The organism is Deinococcus apachensis DSM 19763 (genome assembly GCF_000381345.1).
Classification (GTDB): domain Bacteria; phylum Deinococcota; class Deinococci; order Deinococcales; family Deinococcaceae; genus Deinococcus; species Deinococcus apachensis.
Map to the genome: position 1 here is coordinate 1 of NZ_KB906413.1, position 14,542 is coordinate 14,542.

General features: G+C 69.0%; 17 protein-coding genes and 1 rRNA gene. 12 read left to right on the forward strand and 6 right to left on the reverse strand.

The window, feature by feature from the left end:
• The 7 genes from F784_RS0117355 to F784_RS0117385 all read left to right on the forward strand — a co-directional run.
• A 16S ribosomal RNA gene (locus tag F784_RS0117355) occupies positions 1 to 283 on the forward strand; the annotation flags it as partial.
• A gap of 118 nt (positions 284 to 401) precedes the next feature.
• The gene (locus F784_RS0117360) at positions 402 to 668 is read left to right on the forward strand and encodes an acyl-CoA-binding protein (RefSeq protein ID WP_019588001.1); all 267 of its coding nucleotides are present in this window, start codon (positions 402 to 404) and stop codon (positions 666 to 668) included.
• A 169-nt stretch (positions 669 to 837) separates the two neighbouring features.
• The gene (locus F784_RS0117365; protein ID WP_019588002.1) at positions 838 to 1,626 is read left to right on the forward strand and encodes an ImmA/IrrE family metallo-endopeptidase; all 789 of its coding nucleotides are present in this window, start codon (positions 838 to 840) and stop codon (positions 1,624 to 1,626) included.
• The gene (folP, locus tag F784_RS0117370) at positions 1,610 to 2,518 is read left to right on the forward strand and encodes a dihydropteroate synthase (RefSeq protein WP_019588003.1); all 909 of its coding nucleotides are present in this window, start codon (positions 1,610 to 1,612) and stop codon (positions 2,516 to 2,518) included. The genes F784_RS0117365 and folP overlap by 17 nt, the downstream gene beginning before the upstream one ends.
• 10 nt (positions 2,519 to 2,528) lie before the next feature.
• On the forward strand, positions 2,529 to 2,888 hold the full coding sequence (gene folB, locus F784_RS0117375; protein ID WP_019588004.1) for a dihydroneopterin aldolase: 360 nt from the start codon (positions 2,529 to 2,531) through the stop codon (positions 2,886 to 2,888).
• Positions 2,885 to 3,376, forward strand: a complete 492-nt coding sequence (folK, locus tag F784_RS0117380; RefSeq protein WP_019588005.1) for a 2-amino-4-hydroxy-6-hydroxymethyldihydropteridine diphosphokinase — start codon at positions 2,885 to 2,887, stop codon at positions 3,374 to 3,376. Before folB ends, folK begins: the two co-directional genes overlap by 4 nt.
• 43 nt (positions 3,377 to 3,419) lie before the next feature.
• A complete protein-coding gene (locus tag F784_RS0117385) occupies positions 3,420 to 3,884 on the forward strand; it encodes a hypothetical protein (RefSeq protein ID WP_040383519.1) in 465 nt (154 codons plus the stop codon).
• A gap of 48 nt (positions 3,885 to 3,932) precedes the next feature.
• Here F784_RS0117385 and F784_RS0117390 read toward each other — a convergent pair whose 3' ends face one another.
• On the reverse strand, positions 3,933 to 4,247 hold the full coding sequence (locus F784_RS0117390; protein WP_019588007.1) for a hypothetical protein: 315 nt from the start codon (positions 4,245 to 4,247) through the stop codon (positions 3,933 to 3,935).
• A gap of 37 nt (positions 4,248 to 4,284) precedes the next feature.
• On the opposite strand from F784_RS0117390, the gene F784_RS0117395 reads away from it, so the two are divergent.
• The gene (locus F784_RS0117395) at positions 4,285 to 4,530 is read left to right on the forward strand and encodes a hypothetical protein (RefSeq protein ID WP_157465339.1); all 246 of its coding nucleotides are present in this window, start codon (positions 4,285 to 4,287) and stop codon (positions 4,528 to 4,530) included.
• A 49-nt stretch (positions 4,531 to 4,579) separates the two neighbouring features.
• Here the strand turns inward: F784_RS0117395 and pnp are convergent, their stop codons facing one another.
• Together pnp and F784_RS0117405 are read right to left on the reverse strand one after the other, a co-directional pair.
• Positions 4,580 to 6,748 (reverse strand): polyribonucleotide nucleotidyltransferase, encoded by a 2,169-nt coding sequence (gene pnp / locus F784_RS0117400; protein ID WP_019588009.1) that lies wholly within the window; start codon positions 6,746 to 6,748, stop codon positions 4,580 to 4,582.
• 146 nt (positions 6,749 to 6,894) lie between these two features.
• On the reverse strand, positions 6,895 to 7,491 hold the full coding sequence (locus F784_RS0117405) for a GrpB family protein (RefSeq protein ID WP_019588010.1): 597 nt from the start codon (positions 7,489 to 7,491) through the stop codon (positions 6,895 to 6,897).
• Positions 7,492 to 7,626: 135 nt separating this feature from the next.
• On the opposite strand from F784_RS0117405, the gene F784_RS0117410 reads away from it, so the two are divergent.
• Entirely contained in the window at positions 7,627 to 9,669 is a 2,043-nt protein-coding gene (locus F784_RS0117410; protein ID WP_019588011.1) for a molybdopterin oxidoreductase family protein, read from the forward strand.
• Here the strand turns inward: F784_RS0117410 and F784_RS0117415 are convergent.
• Positions 9,666 to 10,118 carry a hypothetical protein gene (locus F784_RS0117415; RefSeq protein WP_019588012.1) on the reverse strand — a complete coding sequence of 151 codons (453 nt, stop codon included), beginning with the start codon at positions 10,116 to 10,118 and terminating at the stop codon, positions 9,666 to 9,668. The genes F784_RS0117410 and F784_RS0117415 overlap by 4 nt on opposite strands.
• 57 nt (positions 10,119 to 10,175) lie before the next feature.
• Between F784_RS0117415 and F784_RS0117420 the strand changes: the two genes are divergently transcribed.
• Positions 10,176 to 11,267, forward strand: a complete 1,092-nt coding sequence (locus F784_RS0117420) for an acyltransferase (protein WP_019588013.1) — start codon at positions 10,176 to 10,178, stop codon at positions 11,265 to 11,267.
• A gap of 37 nt (positions 11,268 to 11,304) precedes the next feature.
• Positions 11,305 to 12,156: an alpha/beta fold hydrolase gene (locus F784_RS0117425; RefSeq protein ID WP_019588014.1), complete on the forward strand. Its 852-nt coding sequence runs from the start codon at positions 11,305 to 11,307 to the stop codon at positions 12,154 to 12,156.
• 4 nt (positions 12,157 to 12,160) lie between these two features.
• Here F784_RS0117425 and F784_RS0117430 read toward each other — a convergent pair whose 3' ends face one another.
• On the reverse strand, positions 12,161 to 12,517 hold the full coding sequence (locus F784_RS0117430; RefSeq protein WP_026332556.1) for an ArsC/Spx/MgsR family protein: 357 nt from the start codon (positions 12,515 to 12,517) through the stop codon (positions 12,161 to 12,163).
• 82 nt (positions 12,518 to 12,599) lie between these two features.
• Entirely contained in the window at positions 12,600 to 13,598 is a 999-nt protein-coding gene (gene ruvB / locus F784_RS0117435; RefSeq protein ID WP_019588016.1) for a Holliday junction branch migration DNA helicase RuvB, read from the reverse strand.
• Between the two features lie 157 nt (positions 13,599 to 13,755).
• Between ruvB and F784_RS0117440 the strand changes: the two genes are divergently transcribed.
• Positions 13,756 to 14,535: a VOC family protein gene (locus F784_RS0117440; protein WP_019588017.1), complete on the forward strand. Its 780-nt coding sequence runs from the start codon at positions 13,756 to 13,758 to the stop codon at positions 14,533 to 14,535.
• Positions 14,536 to 14,542: the final 7 nt, after the last annotated feature.

Here is a 14,542-nt window from a genome sequence, read left to right on the forward strand (position 1 = left end):
GCCGCCAACTCGCAAGAGTGCGCCAATCGCTGAAAACTGGTCCCAGTTCAGATCGGAGTCTGCAACTCGACTCCGTGAAGGTGGAATCGCTAGTAATCGCGGGTCAGCATACCGCGGTGAATACGTTCCCGGGCCTTGTACACACCGCCCGTCACACCATGGGAGTGCATTGCAGCTGAAACCACCGGGAGCTGAAAGGCAGGTGTCTAGGCTGTGGTTCATGACTGGGGTGAAGTCGTAACAAGGTAACTGTACCGGAAGGTGCGGTTGGATCACCTCCTTTCTACTCGCTCCGCATCTCCCTCTTCCCCCCTGCCCTTCCCTTCACCCCCTGCCCTCCAGCGGGGGGTGTGCGCTTTTCCAAGGGTGGTCACCCTCTTGGACCCACTACAATTCCAACCATGACAGAAGGGGTACGGCAGGCCTTCGAGCAGGCGCAGCAAGACGTGCAGGGTCTTTCTAGAAAGCCCGGTAATGATGTCCTCCTCAAGCTCTACGCCCTGTACAAGCAGGGTACGGTCGGCGACGTGACGGGAGCGCGCCCCGGCGGGTTCGACTTCGTGGGCGGGGCCAAGCACGACGCTTGGGCAGCGCTGCGGGGGCAAAACCAGGAGGACGCGCGGCGTGAATATGTAGCGCTCGTGGATGCCCTTAAAGCGCGGGGCTAGGTTCTCTGCATGAGGTGCCGCCCTGACCCGGGTGGCGCTTCGGCTTTGTGGGAATAGGGCAGGCGGGGCGCGGTAAGCTGCACGGGTGACGCAGGGCCGCACCCCTCCTGAGCAGACCTCCCCGGACGCCTCGCCGGAAACGGGGACGCTCGCTCCTGCCAAGGCGCGGATGCGGGAACTGGCCTCGGCCTACGTCCGGGGCCTCCCCGGTTTGGACACCCACAGCCTGATGAGCGGGCTGGACGCCACCCTGACCTTCATGCCGATGGGGGACCGCGACGGGGCGTACGACCCGGAACACCGCGTGGTGCTGATCAACAGCCGGGTGCGCCCGGAGCGCCAGCGCTTCACCCTCGCGCACGAGATCAGCCACGCCCTGCTGCTGGGCGACGACGACCTGCTGAGCGACCTGCACGACGCCTACGAGGGCGAGCGGCTGGAGCAGGTCATCGAGACGCTGTGTAATGTGGGGGCCGCCGCCATCCTGATGCCGGATGCGCTGATTGACGAGTTGCTCGCCCGCTTCGGACCCAGCGGGCGGGCGCTGGCGGAACTCGCCCGCCGGGCGGATGTGAGTGCGAGCAGCGCCCTGTATGCCCTCGCGGAACGGACGGCAGCGCCGGTGCTCTACGCGGTCTGCGCCGTGGCCCGGCTGGAGGCGGAGCCCGGCGACGAGGAGCGGCCCACCGGCAAGGCGCTGACGGTGCGGGCCAGCGGCGGGGCGCCCAGCGTGAAGTACAGCCTGCGGCCCGGCACCCTGATCCCGGCGGAGCATCCGGTCGCCGTGGCGCTGGAAACGCATCTGCCCATAGCCCAGGAGAGCTACGTGCCCTTCCGCTCCGGTCGGCGGATGCCCGCCTACGTGGACGCCTTTCCCGAGCGGCAGCGGGTGATGGTCAGCTTCACCCTGACGCCCCGGCCCACCAAGGGTGGGGAAAGCGATGAGCCCGCAGGTTGAGGACTGGACGGCGCGAACCCACGCCCTGACTTTCGGGTTCCCCGTACCGGGGGGAGAGCGTGCGCCGAATGGGTGGCGGGTCACCTGGAAGGGCTGCGCCGTGATGGGCGTCCTGAACGTCACGCCGGACAGCTTCAGCGACGGGGGCAGACACGCTTCTCTGGAGGCCGCTGTCACCCGGGCGCGGGCGATGCGGGACGCGGGCGCCATGTTTATCGACGTGGGCGGTGAGAGCACCCGGCCCGGCGCGGAGCCGGTGCCCGCCGAGCAGGAGCTGGACCGGGTGCGGCCCGTGCTGCGGGCGTTGGCGGGCGAGGGTGTGCTGCTCAGCGTGGACACCATGAAGCCCGAGGTGGCTCACGCGGCGCTCGCGGCGGGCGCCCACCTGATCAACGACGTGACGGGACTGCGCGACCCCGGGATGGTAGAGGTCTGCACCGCGGCGGGCGCCCCCGCCTGCGTCATGCACATGCACGGCGAGCCGCGCACCATGCAGCGCTCGCCCCAGTACCGCAATGTGGTGGCTGAGGTCCACGCTTTCCTGCGTGAGCGCGCGGCGGCTGTTCTCGCGGCGGGCGTGCCCTCGGTGCTCCTCGACCCTGGGCTGGGCTTCGGGAAGACGGCGGCGCACAACCTGACCCTGCTGCGGGCGTTGCCGGAGCTCACGGCCGGGCCAGCTCCCGTGCTGGTCGGGGCGAGCCGCAAAAAGATGATTGACCTGTTGGCGGGGGTGCCGAACGCTGCCGACCGTGACCCGGGCAGCCTGGCCCTGCACCTGCATGCGGCGCGGCAGGGGGCGGCGATGGTGCGCGTCCATGCAGCCGCGGCCCACGTCCAGGCCCTGCGGGTGCAGGCGGCGCTGGACGACCCCGACTTCTTCCCCGGTCGCTAGAATCCCGGGCATGAGCCGGGTCGTTCTGGAGGGGCTGGAGTTTCACGCGCGGCACGGCGTGTACGAGACGGAGGCGGCGCTGGGGGCCCGTTTCGTGATTGACGCGGAGCTGCACTGGCCCTTCGCCGGGATTCCCGACGAACTGGCCGCCGCCGTGAATTATGCCGCGGTCTACGACGCCATTCGGGAGGAGGTGACGGGTGAGCGCCACCGGCTGATCGAAGTGCTGGCGGGCCGCATCGCCCGGAGATTGCTGCGCGACCATCCCCGACTGGAGGTCGTGACCGTGCGGGTCCACAAGCCCTTCGCGCCGCTGCCCGGCGTCTTTCGGGACGTGTACGCGGAACTGACCCTGCGGCAGGGCGAGTGAGCGAGGCGGCCTTCATCGCCCTGGGCGCGAACCTGGGCGAACCGCTGATCACGCTGCGCCGCGCCCGGCAGGACCTCGCCGCGCTGGGCGGGGTGACGGGCGTGAGCCGCCTGTACCGCACCGCTCCTGTCGGCGGTCCCCCCGGGCAACCCGACTACCTCAACGCGATGGTGCGGGTGGAGACGGACCTCGCCCCGGTGGAACTGCTCGCCGCCCTCCACAACATCGAAGCGCGGGTCGGGCGGGTACGCCGCGAACGCTGGGAGGCGCGTCTCCTCGACCTCGACCTGATCCTGTACGGGGCGCGGGTGGGGGACGGCCCTGGCCTGATCCTGCCGCACCCCCGTGCCTGGGAGCGGGCTTTCGTGCTGGCCCCCCTCGCCGACCTTGACCCACAGTTGCGGCATCCGGTGACAGGCGAGACGGTGCGGGACGCGCTGGCGCGGGTGGGGCTGGGCGGAGTGACCGGCATCGAGACCGATTGGTGAGGGCATTCCGGCCCTCCCCGTCCACGCTATGCTGACGCTTGACATGAGCGAGCTGACCTCCCCCAAACGTCACGGCAACGTGGGCCGCACGCTGCTGTGGGTCGCCATCCTGCTCAGCGTGCTGCTGCTGGGCTTCGTGACCGCCCTGTCCATCCGCTCCAACCCCTACTACAGCGACGCCCGGGCCAACGGCATCAGCAAGTTCGAGTTTCTGGAAGAGTGCCGCGAGGGTATCCGCGAGGCCGAGCAACTGACGGCCCTGAGGGGGGTACTCCAGCAGGGCGGGCAACTGCAGCCGGGCCAGAACCTGCATGCGGAGATTGCCGCCACACCAAGCGAACTCGTGCGGAATGTGCAAACTGTGCCGGGCGGAGGCTGGACGCTGACGGGTCCCGCCGACATCAGCATCCAGGGGCAGACGGCGGTCCTAGGCCAGCTCGGCGCCCAGTGCGCGTACGATAAGGCGCAGCGCCGCACGGTCGCGCAACTCCAGCTTCCCGGACAGTAATCCTCCTGTCCCAGGCGCCGCTCGGCTCACCCCGGGCGGCGTTTCTCGTCACAACACCGCGTCCAGCCCGCTCAGGCACTCCTCGGCGATGGCGCGGGCCAGCGGATCGCGGGTCGAGCGTGCGTAGCTGACGCCCAGGTGCAGGTGCTCCTGCCCCGCGCCCCCCCCCACCAGGGCGAGCGTCTGGTAAAAGGCGAGGTGGGTGTGCGCCAGCAGCACGTCGCGCGTGCGTTCGGGCGGCAGGGCTCGCAGGATGCTCAGCGCCTCCTCGTAGGCGTCGAGCGCCCGCTCCTGATCACCCTCCACCGCCCATTCGCGCCCGAGTTGCAGGTTGCGGGCGGCGGTCAGGTAGGCGGGCCTCATGCCGGGGATTCTAGCGCCCACCCGGTATCCTGCGGGCATGACGGGCTGGCTCGGGGCAGTGCTGCTCATCCTGGCGGGGTACGGGTGGGGCGCCCGAATCTCGGCGCGGCAGGCGTCCCCCGTGCCGGTCAGGGTCGCCCTCCTCGTCACGCTGGGGGCGAGTGTCGTGGGACTTTCCCTCGTGATCGAGGCCTTTTTGAATCACCAGGACGGGCCGCTGACGATTGGTGCCGTCGGGGCGCTCGTGGCGGCGGCCCTGGCCGTGTTCACGGTGCGCGAATAGAGGAGGGCCGCCTCATTGGAAGCGGCCCCTCTGTCCTAGCTCCTATTCCTCAGTCCCGGCGCGGCGGGCGCGGACCCCGGTCGCTGCCTCCCGTGCGGGCGGGACGGGGCTCACGGGGGGCGATCTTGCCCTCCAGCTCGGGCCGGATCAGGTCGATCTTGCCGCGGTCGTCGATGTTGATGATCTTGACCCGCAGCTTGTCGCCGACGTTGAGCACGTCCTCGACGGCGTTCACCCGCTGCTCGCTCATCTGCGAGATGTGCAGCATCCCGTCCTGGCCGGGGAAGAGGTTGACAAAGGCGCCAAAGGGGGCGGTCTTGACCACCGTTCCCTCGTACTCCTCGCCGACGCGGGCGGTCTTCGTCAGGCCCTCGATGCGGGCGCGGACGGCCTCGGCGGCGGCACCGTCGGCGCTGAAGATGCGGACCGTGCCGTCCTCCTCGACCGTAATCTGCGCGCCCATCGCCTCCAGCTCGCGGATCTGCTTGCCGCCGGGCCCGATCACTTTGCCGATGAGTTCGGGGTTGATCTTGAGGGTCAGGATGCGAGGCGCGGTGGGGGAGAGCTCGAGCCTGGGGGCGGGCAGCACCTCGGCCATCTTGCCCAGGATGTGCAGCCGGGCCTCGCGCGCCTGGGCCAGCGCCTCACGCATGACCGCGGGGGTGATGCCGCCCACCTTGATGTCCATCTGGAGAGCGGTGACGCCCTCCGCCGTGCCGCAGACCTTGAAGTCCATGTCGCCCAGCGCGTCCTCCAGCCCCAGGATGTCGGTGAGGATGCGGTACTTGCCCTCCTCCATTACCAGACCCATCGCCACCCCCGCGACCGGGGCCTTCAGCGGCACGCCCGCGTCCATCAGGCTCAGGGTCCCGGCGCACACCGTTGCCATCGAACTCGATCCGTTGGACTCCAGCACCTCGCCCACCACGCGGATCACGTAGGGGAAGTCGTCAAACTGGGGCAGCACCGCGCGGATCGCCCGCTTGGCGAGATTGCCGTGCCCCACCTCGCGGCGGGACTGGCCGCCCATACGCTTAACCTCGCCCGTGGAGTACGGCGGGAAGTTGTAGTGGAGCAGAAAGCGGTCCTGCGTCTCCTCGGTCAGATCGTCCACAAGCAGCTCGTCGCGCTCAGTGCCCAGCGTCGTGATGCCGAGAACCTGCGTCTCGCCGCGGGTGAAGATCGCGCTGCCGTGCGCCCGGGGCAGGGGCCGCACCTCGATCCAGATGGGGCGGACGGTCCTGGAATTGCGCCCATCGGCGCGCAGGTCCTCCTCGAGGATCAGGCGGCGCAGCTCCTGCTTCTCGACCTTGCCGAAGGCGGCCTTGAGCGCGACGATCTGCTCCTCGGCGCCCTCGACCTCGCCCTCCGGCAGCCGCTCCTCGATCAGGCGGTCACGCAGGGCCTTGAGGTTGGCGCTGCGCTCCTTCTTCTTCGTGGTGAGCAGCGCGTCCCGCAACCCCGCCGCCCGCGCGGCCGCCGCGAGTTCGGGCACGAGGTCGGGGGCCAGGTCCCCGTCCTCCAGGAAGTTGAACTTCTCGCGGCCCAGCTCGGCGCGCATCGTCTCGATCAGGTCCAGCACACCCTGCATCTCGCGGTGGGCGAACTCGATGGCGCCCACCAGGGCCTCCTCGCTGACGACCTGGGCCCCCGCCTCGACCATCATCACGGCGTCCCGCGTTCCGGCGACCACCAGATCCATCCCGGAGCGGGTGAGCTGCTCGGCGGTCGGGTTGATCACGTAGTCGCCGTCAATCTGCCCCACCCGCACGCAGGCGGTCGGCCCGTTCCAGGGAATGTCGCTGACGCTCAGCGCGGCCGAGGCGCCGATGGGTCCCAACACGTCGGGCGCGTTCTGCTGGTCGGCGGAGAGCACGGTGATGATCACCTGCGTCTCGTGACGGTAACCCCTGGGAAACAGGGGCCGAATCTGGCGGTCGGTGATGCGGGCGGAAAGGATCGCGCGCTCGCCAGGCCGCCCCTCTCGGCGGTGGAAGGAGCCGGGAATCTTGCCCACGGCGTAGTGCCGTTCCTCGAACTCGACGGTCAGCGGCAGGAAGTCCAGCGTGCTCTTTTCGTCGCGCGCCTGGGCGGTCACGAGGAGCACGGTGTCGCCGTAACGCAGGGTGACGCTGCCGCTGACGAGTTTCGCCAGCCGCCCCGTCTCGATGCTCAGTTCGCGCCCGCCAAGCATCGTGGTGTAGGTCTTTGCGATCATGGGCAGAAGTCTATCCCGCCCGGACACGGCGAAAAGAAAGCCACGTGAAGAAAGGAAGGATGATCGGCGCGCCGCCGCGGGGGGGCATGACGAGGATTGTGTCTGTGGTGCATCCCCTGTGGGTAGCCCCCCATGATGAGCAGGTGCTACAGCCCTCCTGCCGCCAGGGCCCGGGCGTAGATCGCGTGGATCAGGGGCGCCTTGGCGTTGTTGTACGCGTGCACGTACTCGAAGTTCTGCTCCGAGAGGGCCAGCTTCAACTCCCCATACCGCTGCCGGTCTTCCGGATTCGCCCTCAGCCAGTCGCGGAAGATCAGGTGCCGCGCCGCCTCGGGGCTGCCGAGCGTCCAGACGTGCAGGTTGATGTTGGTGTCCGGTCCCTTGAACATCCGGTGCTCGTGCCAGTCCGGTTCGCGCACGACGAGGCGGTAGCCCGCGGCCTCCAGCAGGGACCGGTACGCGGCCTCGTCCGCCGAGTCGGCGAGCGACAGGTCGATGTCGATGATTGGTTTGGCGGGCAGCCCCGGCACGGCGGTCGAGCCGACGTGATCGAGCGCCAGCACCCGCTCGCCCAGCAGGCCGCGCAAGCGGGCGGCCTCCCGCTCGTACAGGTGCGGCCACTGGGGGTCGTACGCCCGAACCTCCACCCGGCCCGCCAGTCTCGGCAGCTCGCCCACCCAGGCGGCCTGCACCTGCTCCTCGGTAACGGGTTTGGCGTCCGGCTGAAGGGGATGAGGGTTCATGGTGGGGGCATTGTCCGGCCCCGCCCCCACCCAGGACAATCGGCCAGATTCGCTATGGCTGGACGGCACGGCGGCTGTCAGATTCAACGTGTCCTGAAGGGCCTTCCGCCCGCCCCTGGCGCGTAGACTCCTCCCATGACCGTGCCCGCCCCCGTCACCCGCGACGTTCTGCTGACCTGCCCGCTCGACTGCCCGGACGCCTGCCGCCTCCGAATCACCCTGAGCCGCGGCGAGGACGGGGCGGAGCGGGCGGTGAAGTTGACCGGGGACGCGAATCACCCCTACACGAAGGGCTTTGCCTGCGCCAAGACGGTGCATTACCCGGCCCGGCAGAATCATCCTGATCGCCCCCTGTACCCCCTGCGGCGGGTGGGGAAGAAGGCCGACTCCGAGCCCCGTTTCGAGCGCGTGACCTGGGACGAGGCGCTGGACGACATCGCCGCCCGGCTGAAAACGCTGCTGGAGACGCGTGGCCCCTCCACCATCCTGCGTTACAACTACGCGGGGACGATGGGGTTGATGGAGGGCAGCCATGTTCACGCCCTGTGGCGCGCGCTGGGCACCCCTGAACTCGACGAGACGATCTGCGCGACGGCGGGGACGGCGGCCTGGGCGATGGGCTACGGCGCCCGCTACGGGGTGGACCCCCTGGACGTGCCGCACGCCCGCTTGATCATCCTGTGGGGGATCAACTCGTTGAGCACGAACAGCCACCTCACGCCGCAGATGACGGCGGCGCGGAAAAATGGGGCGCGCATCATCCACATCGACCCGTACCGCAACCGCACCAGCCAGTATGCCGACACCCACCTCAAGCTGAAACCCGGCACGGACGCGGCCTTGGCGCTCGGCGTGATGCACGAACTGTTCGCCCACGGCTGGACGGACGATGCTTACATCGCCGAGGCGACCCGGGGCGTGGAGGACTTGCGGGAGGCGGCGCGGGACTGGACCCCCGAGCGCACGGCGGAGGTGACGGGCCTGACGGTGGAGGAGGTCCGCGACCTGGCCCACGCCATCGGCACCACCCGGCCCACCTATATCCGGGTCGGGTACGGAATGACCCGCCACGAGAACGGCGGCACGAACCTGCGCTCTGTGACCCTGATTCCCGCCCTAACCGGGGACTGGCGGCACCGGGGGGGCGGCGTGGTGCTGAGCACGAGCGGTGCCTTCACCCTCAATCGCTCGCGGCTGGGAGCGGCGCACCTGATCCGGCCCGATGTGCCCCACGTCAACATGAACGAGCTGGCCAATGCCCTCGCGCCGGGGGCCGGGCTGGGCGCCCTCGTCGTGTACAACACCAACCCCGCCGTCGTCGCGCCCGACTCGGCCCGGGTTCGCGCGGGGATGATGCGGGACGACCTCCTCATGGTCGTGCTGGAGCAGGCGATGACGGAGACGGCCCGGCTGGCGGATTACGTGCTGCCCGCCACTACGTTCATGGAACACCCCGACGTATACACGAGCTACGGCCACCACTGGCTGGGCTACAACCCGGCCGCCCTGGAGGCCCCCGGCGAGGCGAGGCCCAACACCTGGGTCTTTCAGCAACTCGCCCGCCGCCTGGGCGTGACCGAGCCCAGCGTGTACTGGACGGTGGACGACCTCCTCGCCGAAGTGCTGGACACCGAGCATCCCCACCTCGCTGGCATCACGCCGGAGCGGCTGAAGGCGGAGGGCACGGTGCGCCTGAACCTTCCCGAGAGCTTTCTGCCCTACGCCCACGGGGCAACGACGCCGAGCGGGAAGGTGCAGCTCTCGCCCGCGCCGCAGTACCGGCCAGTGGAGGCTGCTCTGAACGCCGAGTACCCCCTGCGTCTGCTCACGCCTCCCGCCCACCACTTCCTGAACAGCACCTATGGCAACCTCGCCAACCTGAACCGGGCCGAGGGCGGCGAGCCCCACGTCCTGATCCACCCCGGGGACTCCGAGGCGTATGGCCTGGCGGACGGTGAGTACGCCCGCATCGTCAGCGAGGTGGGGCAGGCCCGGCGCCGCGTGAAGGTGACGGAAGCCGCGCAGCCCGGCGTGGCGGTCGTGGAGGGGACGTGGTGGGGCCTGAGCGCCCCGGACGGGACGAGCATCAACGCGGTCACGGCCCAGACACTGACCGACCTGGGTGGGGGGAGCACCTTCCACAACACGCGGGTGCGGCTGGAGCGGGCTGAGCGTTAACCCCCGGTCCTCTTCCGGCCTTCCTCCGACAGCGCCCCCCGGCGCCTCAGGGTTTTGATGAAGCCCACTCGGCGAAAGCGCAGGGCCGTCCAGTCCTCGTCGATGGCGACCTGGCGCACCGGTTCAAATCCCTGGGCGCCCAACTCGGCCCACCCGGTATCCCGGTTAAATTCGCAGGTGTGGCGTTTCGAGGTGCCCTTGGGGTAGGCGATCCAGACCACGGCGTCCCCCCGCGTCCGCCGTCCCACCTGCCGGGCGAAGTCGTCCACCTCATCCTGCCGGGTGGCGAAGGTCAGGATGAAGGCCGGGACGCTGTCCTCCGTCATCTGGGTGTGGACGGTGGTCAGGTTCCGCATCTCGTCCAGCACGGGCTGAAAGTTCTCCGGGGCGTTCAGGACGAACACGTCGGGGTGACCCGCGTAGTTCAGTTTCTTGAGGGTGGAGTGCATGGGCTCACCCTACATCCGGCCCGGGCTGGGAAGGACCTGCCTATACTGGCCCTGCCCATGACGACCGTGAGCAGCGATTCCTCCGCCCCCCCTGCGACGGCCTCCGGGGAGCGGCTCGCGGCCGTGGACCTCTTTCGCGGGCTGGCCATCGTCGCGGTCGTCGCGCACCACCTGACCGGCCTCGCGCTGCGGCACGCGGAGGCGGGGTCGGCCCTGGCGCTCGGCTTGGCCGCCGTCAACCGGACACTGCATTTCGTGGTGCCCGCGTTCGTGTTCATGACGGCCCTCGTGCTGACGCGCTCGGCCCTGCGCCGCTTCGACCCCGGGAAGTACTACTGGGCGCGCGTCCGCACCGCGCTGCTGCCGTACCTGCTGTGGACGGTGCTGTACGTGCTGTTCCGGGTCGCCACCGGGCAGGACGACCCCGCCGCGCTGCGTGACCCTCACCGCTGGCAGGTGTGGGTGCAGTACGGCAAGGGGTACTTCCACCTGTATTTCCTGCTGATCGTCCTCCAGTTCTACCTGGTGCTGCCCCTGCTGTTGCCGCTGTGGCGGCGGCGCTGGCCCTTCCTGGCCGTGCTGCTGGCGGCCTTCGCGGTGCAGTTCGCGGTGTACGGCCTCAACCGGGCGGACATCCTGAACTTCCGCTTCCCCGGCACGATGGCCCTGTGGTACGTCCCGGCCCTGACCCTCGGAATGTACTTCGGAGCGAATCCCGGCGCGTTCGAGGCGCTCTGGTCGCGCTGGCGGGGGTGGTTCGCCCTGGCGGCGGGGCTGGCCCTGCTGTGGTATGTGCCCGTTGCGGTGGCAATGCTGCGGGGCGCGCCCGTGAGCAGCCTGACGTACAGCGCGGCGAACTGGACGTATACGGCGGCGGCGGTCCTCGCCCTGTTCGGGACCGCACAGGTCCTCGCGCCCTGGCAGACCCGGTGGCGATCTGGCCTGGTCTACCTGGGCACCGTGAGCCTCCAGATTTACCTGTTGCACCCGGCAATCCTGTGGTTCCTGGAGCGGCTTGGCTTTCCGCAGGACACGCCCGGGTTCCTGGGGGTGCTCGTCCTGTACGGCCTGGTCGCGCTGGGCGTGCCCGTCCTGGTGGCGCGGCTGCTGGAGGGCACGGCTCTCTCACGCTGGCTGTTCGGACGCTAACCTTCCGGGGCCCGGGGTTCTGGTAGCCTCGGCAGCGATGAAGCGCGTCGCCCTCTCGCTGCTGTTCCTGTCCTCCGTCACCCTGGCGGCAGCGCCCCCCACCCCGCGTTTGGGCAGTCCCGACGCGCCCCAGCCGGTGGCCGGGATAGCGCGGGCCCTGCGCTTCCCGCATCCGCTGGGGGACGCCTTCCTGCTGCGCCCCATCAAGTGCGCCCCCGCATGCCCGCTCGTGGTCGTCTCGCACTCGCGGGGCCTGACGGCCGAGGAGAGCCTGACCCGCCCCCACCTGCGCTCCCTGTTCACGCGCCTGACGGGTGCGGGATACGCGGTCCTGGTCAGCAACGATGCGGGGGCGACGACCTGGGGGGCGCCGCAGGCCATCACCTACAACGCGGACATGCGCCACCGGGCCATCCGCACCTTCGCGTTCAACGGCCGCACCTACAACTTCGGCTACTCGATGGGAGGGCTGCCCGCCCTGCTCGCCGCGTACATGCCCGTCTATCCCGTGTCGGGCGTGGTGCTGCTCGACGCGCAGGTGAGCCTCCTCGATGTCTGGAAGGGGGTGAACCCCAAGTTCCGGGAGGACGTTCGGGTCGCCCACGGCCTGAGCACCCGAGCGGCACTCCCGGCGAACCGGGATCCCGTCACCTTTGCCGGGTCAGCGGTGGCGCGGGTCCCCCTCCTCGTGGCGGGCAGCCCGGAAGATCAGGCCGTGCCCTTCAAGCGCAACGGCGAGGCGATCTTCAAGCGTGCCACCTCGTCCGAAAGCCGCCTGCTGCGTCTGCCCGGCCCGCACCTTGGTGGCTCGCACTTCGGGGCCACGTTCGTCAATGGGATGCTGGCATTCCTGAACCGGCTGGAGCGCCAGGGAGGGGCGAAATCGTAAGGGCTCACCCCTCCAGCATCCGCGCCCAGCCCTCCGGGTCCTCGCCCACCGTCAGCACCTTGCCGCCGCGCACGAGCGGCAACCGCAGCAGCTCCGGCGTCTCGATGATCCGGGTGATGATGCCTTCCTCAGTGGTGCGGAGGTAGGCGAGGTTGGAGCGTTCGTAGGCCTTGCCCTCCAGGTCGAGCAGCGCATTCAGCCCGAACTTCTGCACGAAGCGGGTCAGCTCCCCCTTCGCAATCGGACGCTGCGAGAGGTCCACGAACTGCACCTTCACCCGCCGCTCTTTGAAAAAGCGCTCGGCGGCGCGGGTGGCGGCACTCTTTTTCAGGCCGAACATCTGGACTTGGGGGGCAGTCATGGGGGAAGGATAGCGGTCAGCAAAAGACCCCCAGCAACTGCTGCTGGGAGCCTGCGCTGTCTGAAAACTGATCCTGACCGCCTCAGTTCGTGTAAATCCCCGACAGGTCCTCGTCCCGCCCGCTGACCGGCAGCCCCAGGTGGTCGTAGGCGTGGGCCGTGGCGACGCGACCGCGCGGGGTGCGCTTGATGAAGCCGAGCTGGATCAGGTACGGCTCGTACACGTCCTCCAGGGTCAGGGCGTCCTCCGAGATGGCGGTGGCAAGGGTGTCCACGCCGACTGGCCCGCCCGCGAAGCGGTGGATCAGCGTCTCCAGGTACTTCTTGTCGCGGTCGTCCAGCCCCGCCGCGTCCAGCCCCAGGCGGTCCAGGGCGTCCATCGCGCGCGGCAGCTCGATGACCTTCTCGCCCGCCACCTCGGCATAGTCGCGCACGCGCCGCAGCAGCCGCTTGGCGATGCGCATCGTGCCGCGCGAGCGGGCGCCGATCTCCACCGCCGCGTCCTCGCCCAGCCCGAAGCCCAGCAGCCGGGCGTCGCGCATCAGGTTGGTGCCGATCTCGGTGGGCGTGTAGTACTCCAGGTGCTCAATGATGCCGAAGCGCGAGCGCATGGGCGCCGTGATCAGGCCGGGCCGAGTGGTCGCCCCCACCAGCGTGAAGCGCGGCAGCGGCAGCTCGATGGTCCGCGCCGCCGGACCCTGCCCCAGCACGATGTCGAGTTTGAAATCCTCCATCGCCGGGTAGAGGTGTTCCTCCGCCACCCGCCCCAGCCGGTGAATCTCGTCGATGAACAGCACGTCGCCCTCCTCCAGGCTGTTCGTGAGGATGGCGGCCAGGTCCCCCGGCTTCTCGATGGCCGGACCGGAGGTCACGCGAATGTTCACCCCGAGTTCGGCGGCGATGATGTGCGCGAGCGTCGTCTTGCCCAGGCCGGGGGGGCCGAACAGCAGCGTGTGGTCCAGCGCCTCGCGGCGACCCTTGGCCGCCTGGAGGTACACCGTCAACTTCTCCTTGAGCCGCTCCTGGCCGACGTACTCCGTCAGGGTCTTGGGGCGCAGCGCGGCGTCGAGCGGTTCCGTCATACCCCCTATATTACGCTATTTCCTAAAAAGAAGTAGCAGATGTAGGAGGTTATCTATTTGGTGAAGTTAGGTGCCTTATTCTGCCATTGACATAAGAGGTGTTGTAACTTAAGCTGGGTTATCGGCCCATTCCGCCTCATAACCAGGGAGGGACAGCATGACCGTTCGCACGCAGCAGGCCGCCGGAACGCCCAGTTGGTACGACCTCACGACCGCGAAACCGGAGGAGACGCGGCGGTTTTACAGCCACCTCTTCGGCTGGACCTTCGAGGACCAGGGGCCGGACTACGGGCATTACCACATGGTCCGCCAGTATGGGCATCCCGTCGCTGGATTCATGGAGAAAGGCCCGGAGACGGCGCAGATGCCCAGCGTCTGGACGGTCTACTACTCCAGCGACGACGCCCAGGCCGACGCAGAGCGCATTCGGGAACTGGGCGGGCAGATCATGGTGGAGCCCATGCAGGTGGGGCCGCTGGGTCACATGCTGGTCGCCGCCGACCCCACCGGGGCCGTCTTCGGCCTGTGGCAGCCGCTGGAGTTTCAGGGGTCCGAGCTGGAGAACGAGCACGGCAGCATGACCTGGCAGGAGGTCAACACTCGTGATGCCGAACGTGCCCGCGACTTCTACACACGGCTGTTCGGGGCGACCAGTGAACCCATGCCCGGGGTGGAGGGGCTGACCTACCACACGCTGAAAAAGGGCACCCAGGAGGTCGGCGGCATCATGCAGATGGACGAGGAACACTGGCCCGCCTCCATTCCGCCGCACTGGATGCCCTACTTCGCCGTGAACGAGGTGCAGGACGCGGTAAGGGTCGCCGCCGAGAACGGGGGAACGGTCACCGTGCCGCCCTTCGACTCGCCCTACGGCACAATCGCCGTCCTGACCGACCCGGACGGAGCGGTCTTCAGCGTTATCCAGCTCCGTGACTGATAGGGGG

Excerpts from the sequence above, each read along its gene's own strand:
- F784_RS0117360 (WP_019588001.1), top strand. The coding sequence starts at position 402 with ATGACAGAAGGGGTACGGCAGGCCTTCGAGCAGGCGCAGCAAGACGTG.
- F784_RS0117365 (WP_019588002.1), top strand. The coding sequence starts at position 838 with ATGCGGGAACTGGCCTCGGCCTACGTCCGGGGCCTCCCCGGTTTGGAC.
- folP (WP_019588003.1), top strand. The coding sequence starts at position 1,610 with ATGAGCCCGCAGGTTGAGGACTGGACGGCGCGAACCCACGCCCTGACT.
- folB (WP_019588004.1), top strand. The coding sequence starts at position 2,529 with ATGAGCCGGGTCGTTCTGGAGGGGCTGGAGTTTCACGCGCGGCACGGC.
- F784_RS0117385 (WP_040383519.1), top strand. The coding sequence starts at position 3,420 with ATGAGCGAGCTGACCTCCCCCAAACGTCACGGCAACGTGGGCCGCACG.
- F784_RS0117390 (WP_019588007.1), bottom strand. The coding sequence starts at position 4,247 with ATGAGGCCCGCCTACCTGACCGCCGCCCGCAACCTGCAACTCGGGCGC.
- F784_RS0117395 (WP_157465339.1), top strand. The coding sequence starts at position 4,285 with ATGACGGGCTGGCTCGGGGCAGTGCTGCTCATCCTGGCGGGGTACGGG.
- pnp (WP_019588009.1), bottom strand. The coding sequence starts at position 6,748 with ATGATCGCAAAGACCTACACCACGATGCTTGGCGGGCGCGAACTGAGC.
- F784_RS0117405 (WP_019588010.1), bottom strand. The coding sequence starts at position 7,491 with ATGAACCCTCATCCCCTTCAGCCGGACGCCAAACCCGTTACCGAGGAG.
- F784_RS0117410 (WP_019588011.1), top strand. The coding sequence starts at position 7,627 with ATGACCGTGCCCGCCCCCGTCACCCGCGACGTTCTGCTGACCTGCCCG.
- F784_RS0117415 (WP_019588012.1), bottom strand. The coding sequence starts at position 10,118 with ATGCACTCCACCCTCAAGAAACTGAACTACGCGGGTCACCCCGACGTG.
- F784_RS0117420 (WP_019588013.1), top strand. The coding sequence starts at position 10,176 with ATGACGACCGTGAGCAGCGATTCCTCCGCCCCCCCTGCGACGGCCTCC.
- F784_RS0117425 (WP_019588014.1), top strand. The coding sequence starts at position 11,305 with ATGAAGCGCGTCGCCCTCTCGCTGCTGTTCCTGTCCTCCGTCACCCTG.
- F784_RS0117430 (WP_026332556.1), bottom strand. The coding sequence starts at position 12,517 with ATGACTGCCCCCCAAGTCCAGATGTTCGGCCTGAAAAAGAGTGCCGCC.
- ruvB (WP_019588016.1), bottom strand. The coding sequence starts at position 13,598 with ATGACGGAACCGCTCGACGCCGCGCTGCGCCCCAAGACCCTGACGGAG.
- F784_RS0117440 (WP_019588017.1), top strand. The coding sequence starts at position 13,756 with ATGACCGTTCGCACGCAGCAGGCCGCCGGAACGCCCAGTTGGTACGAC.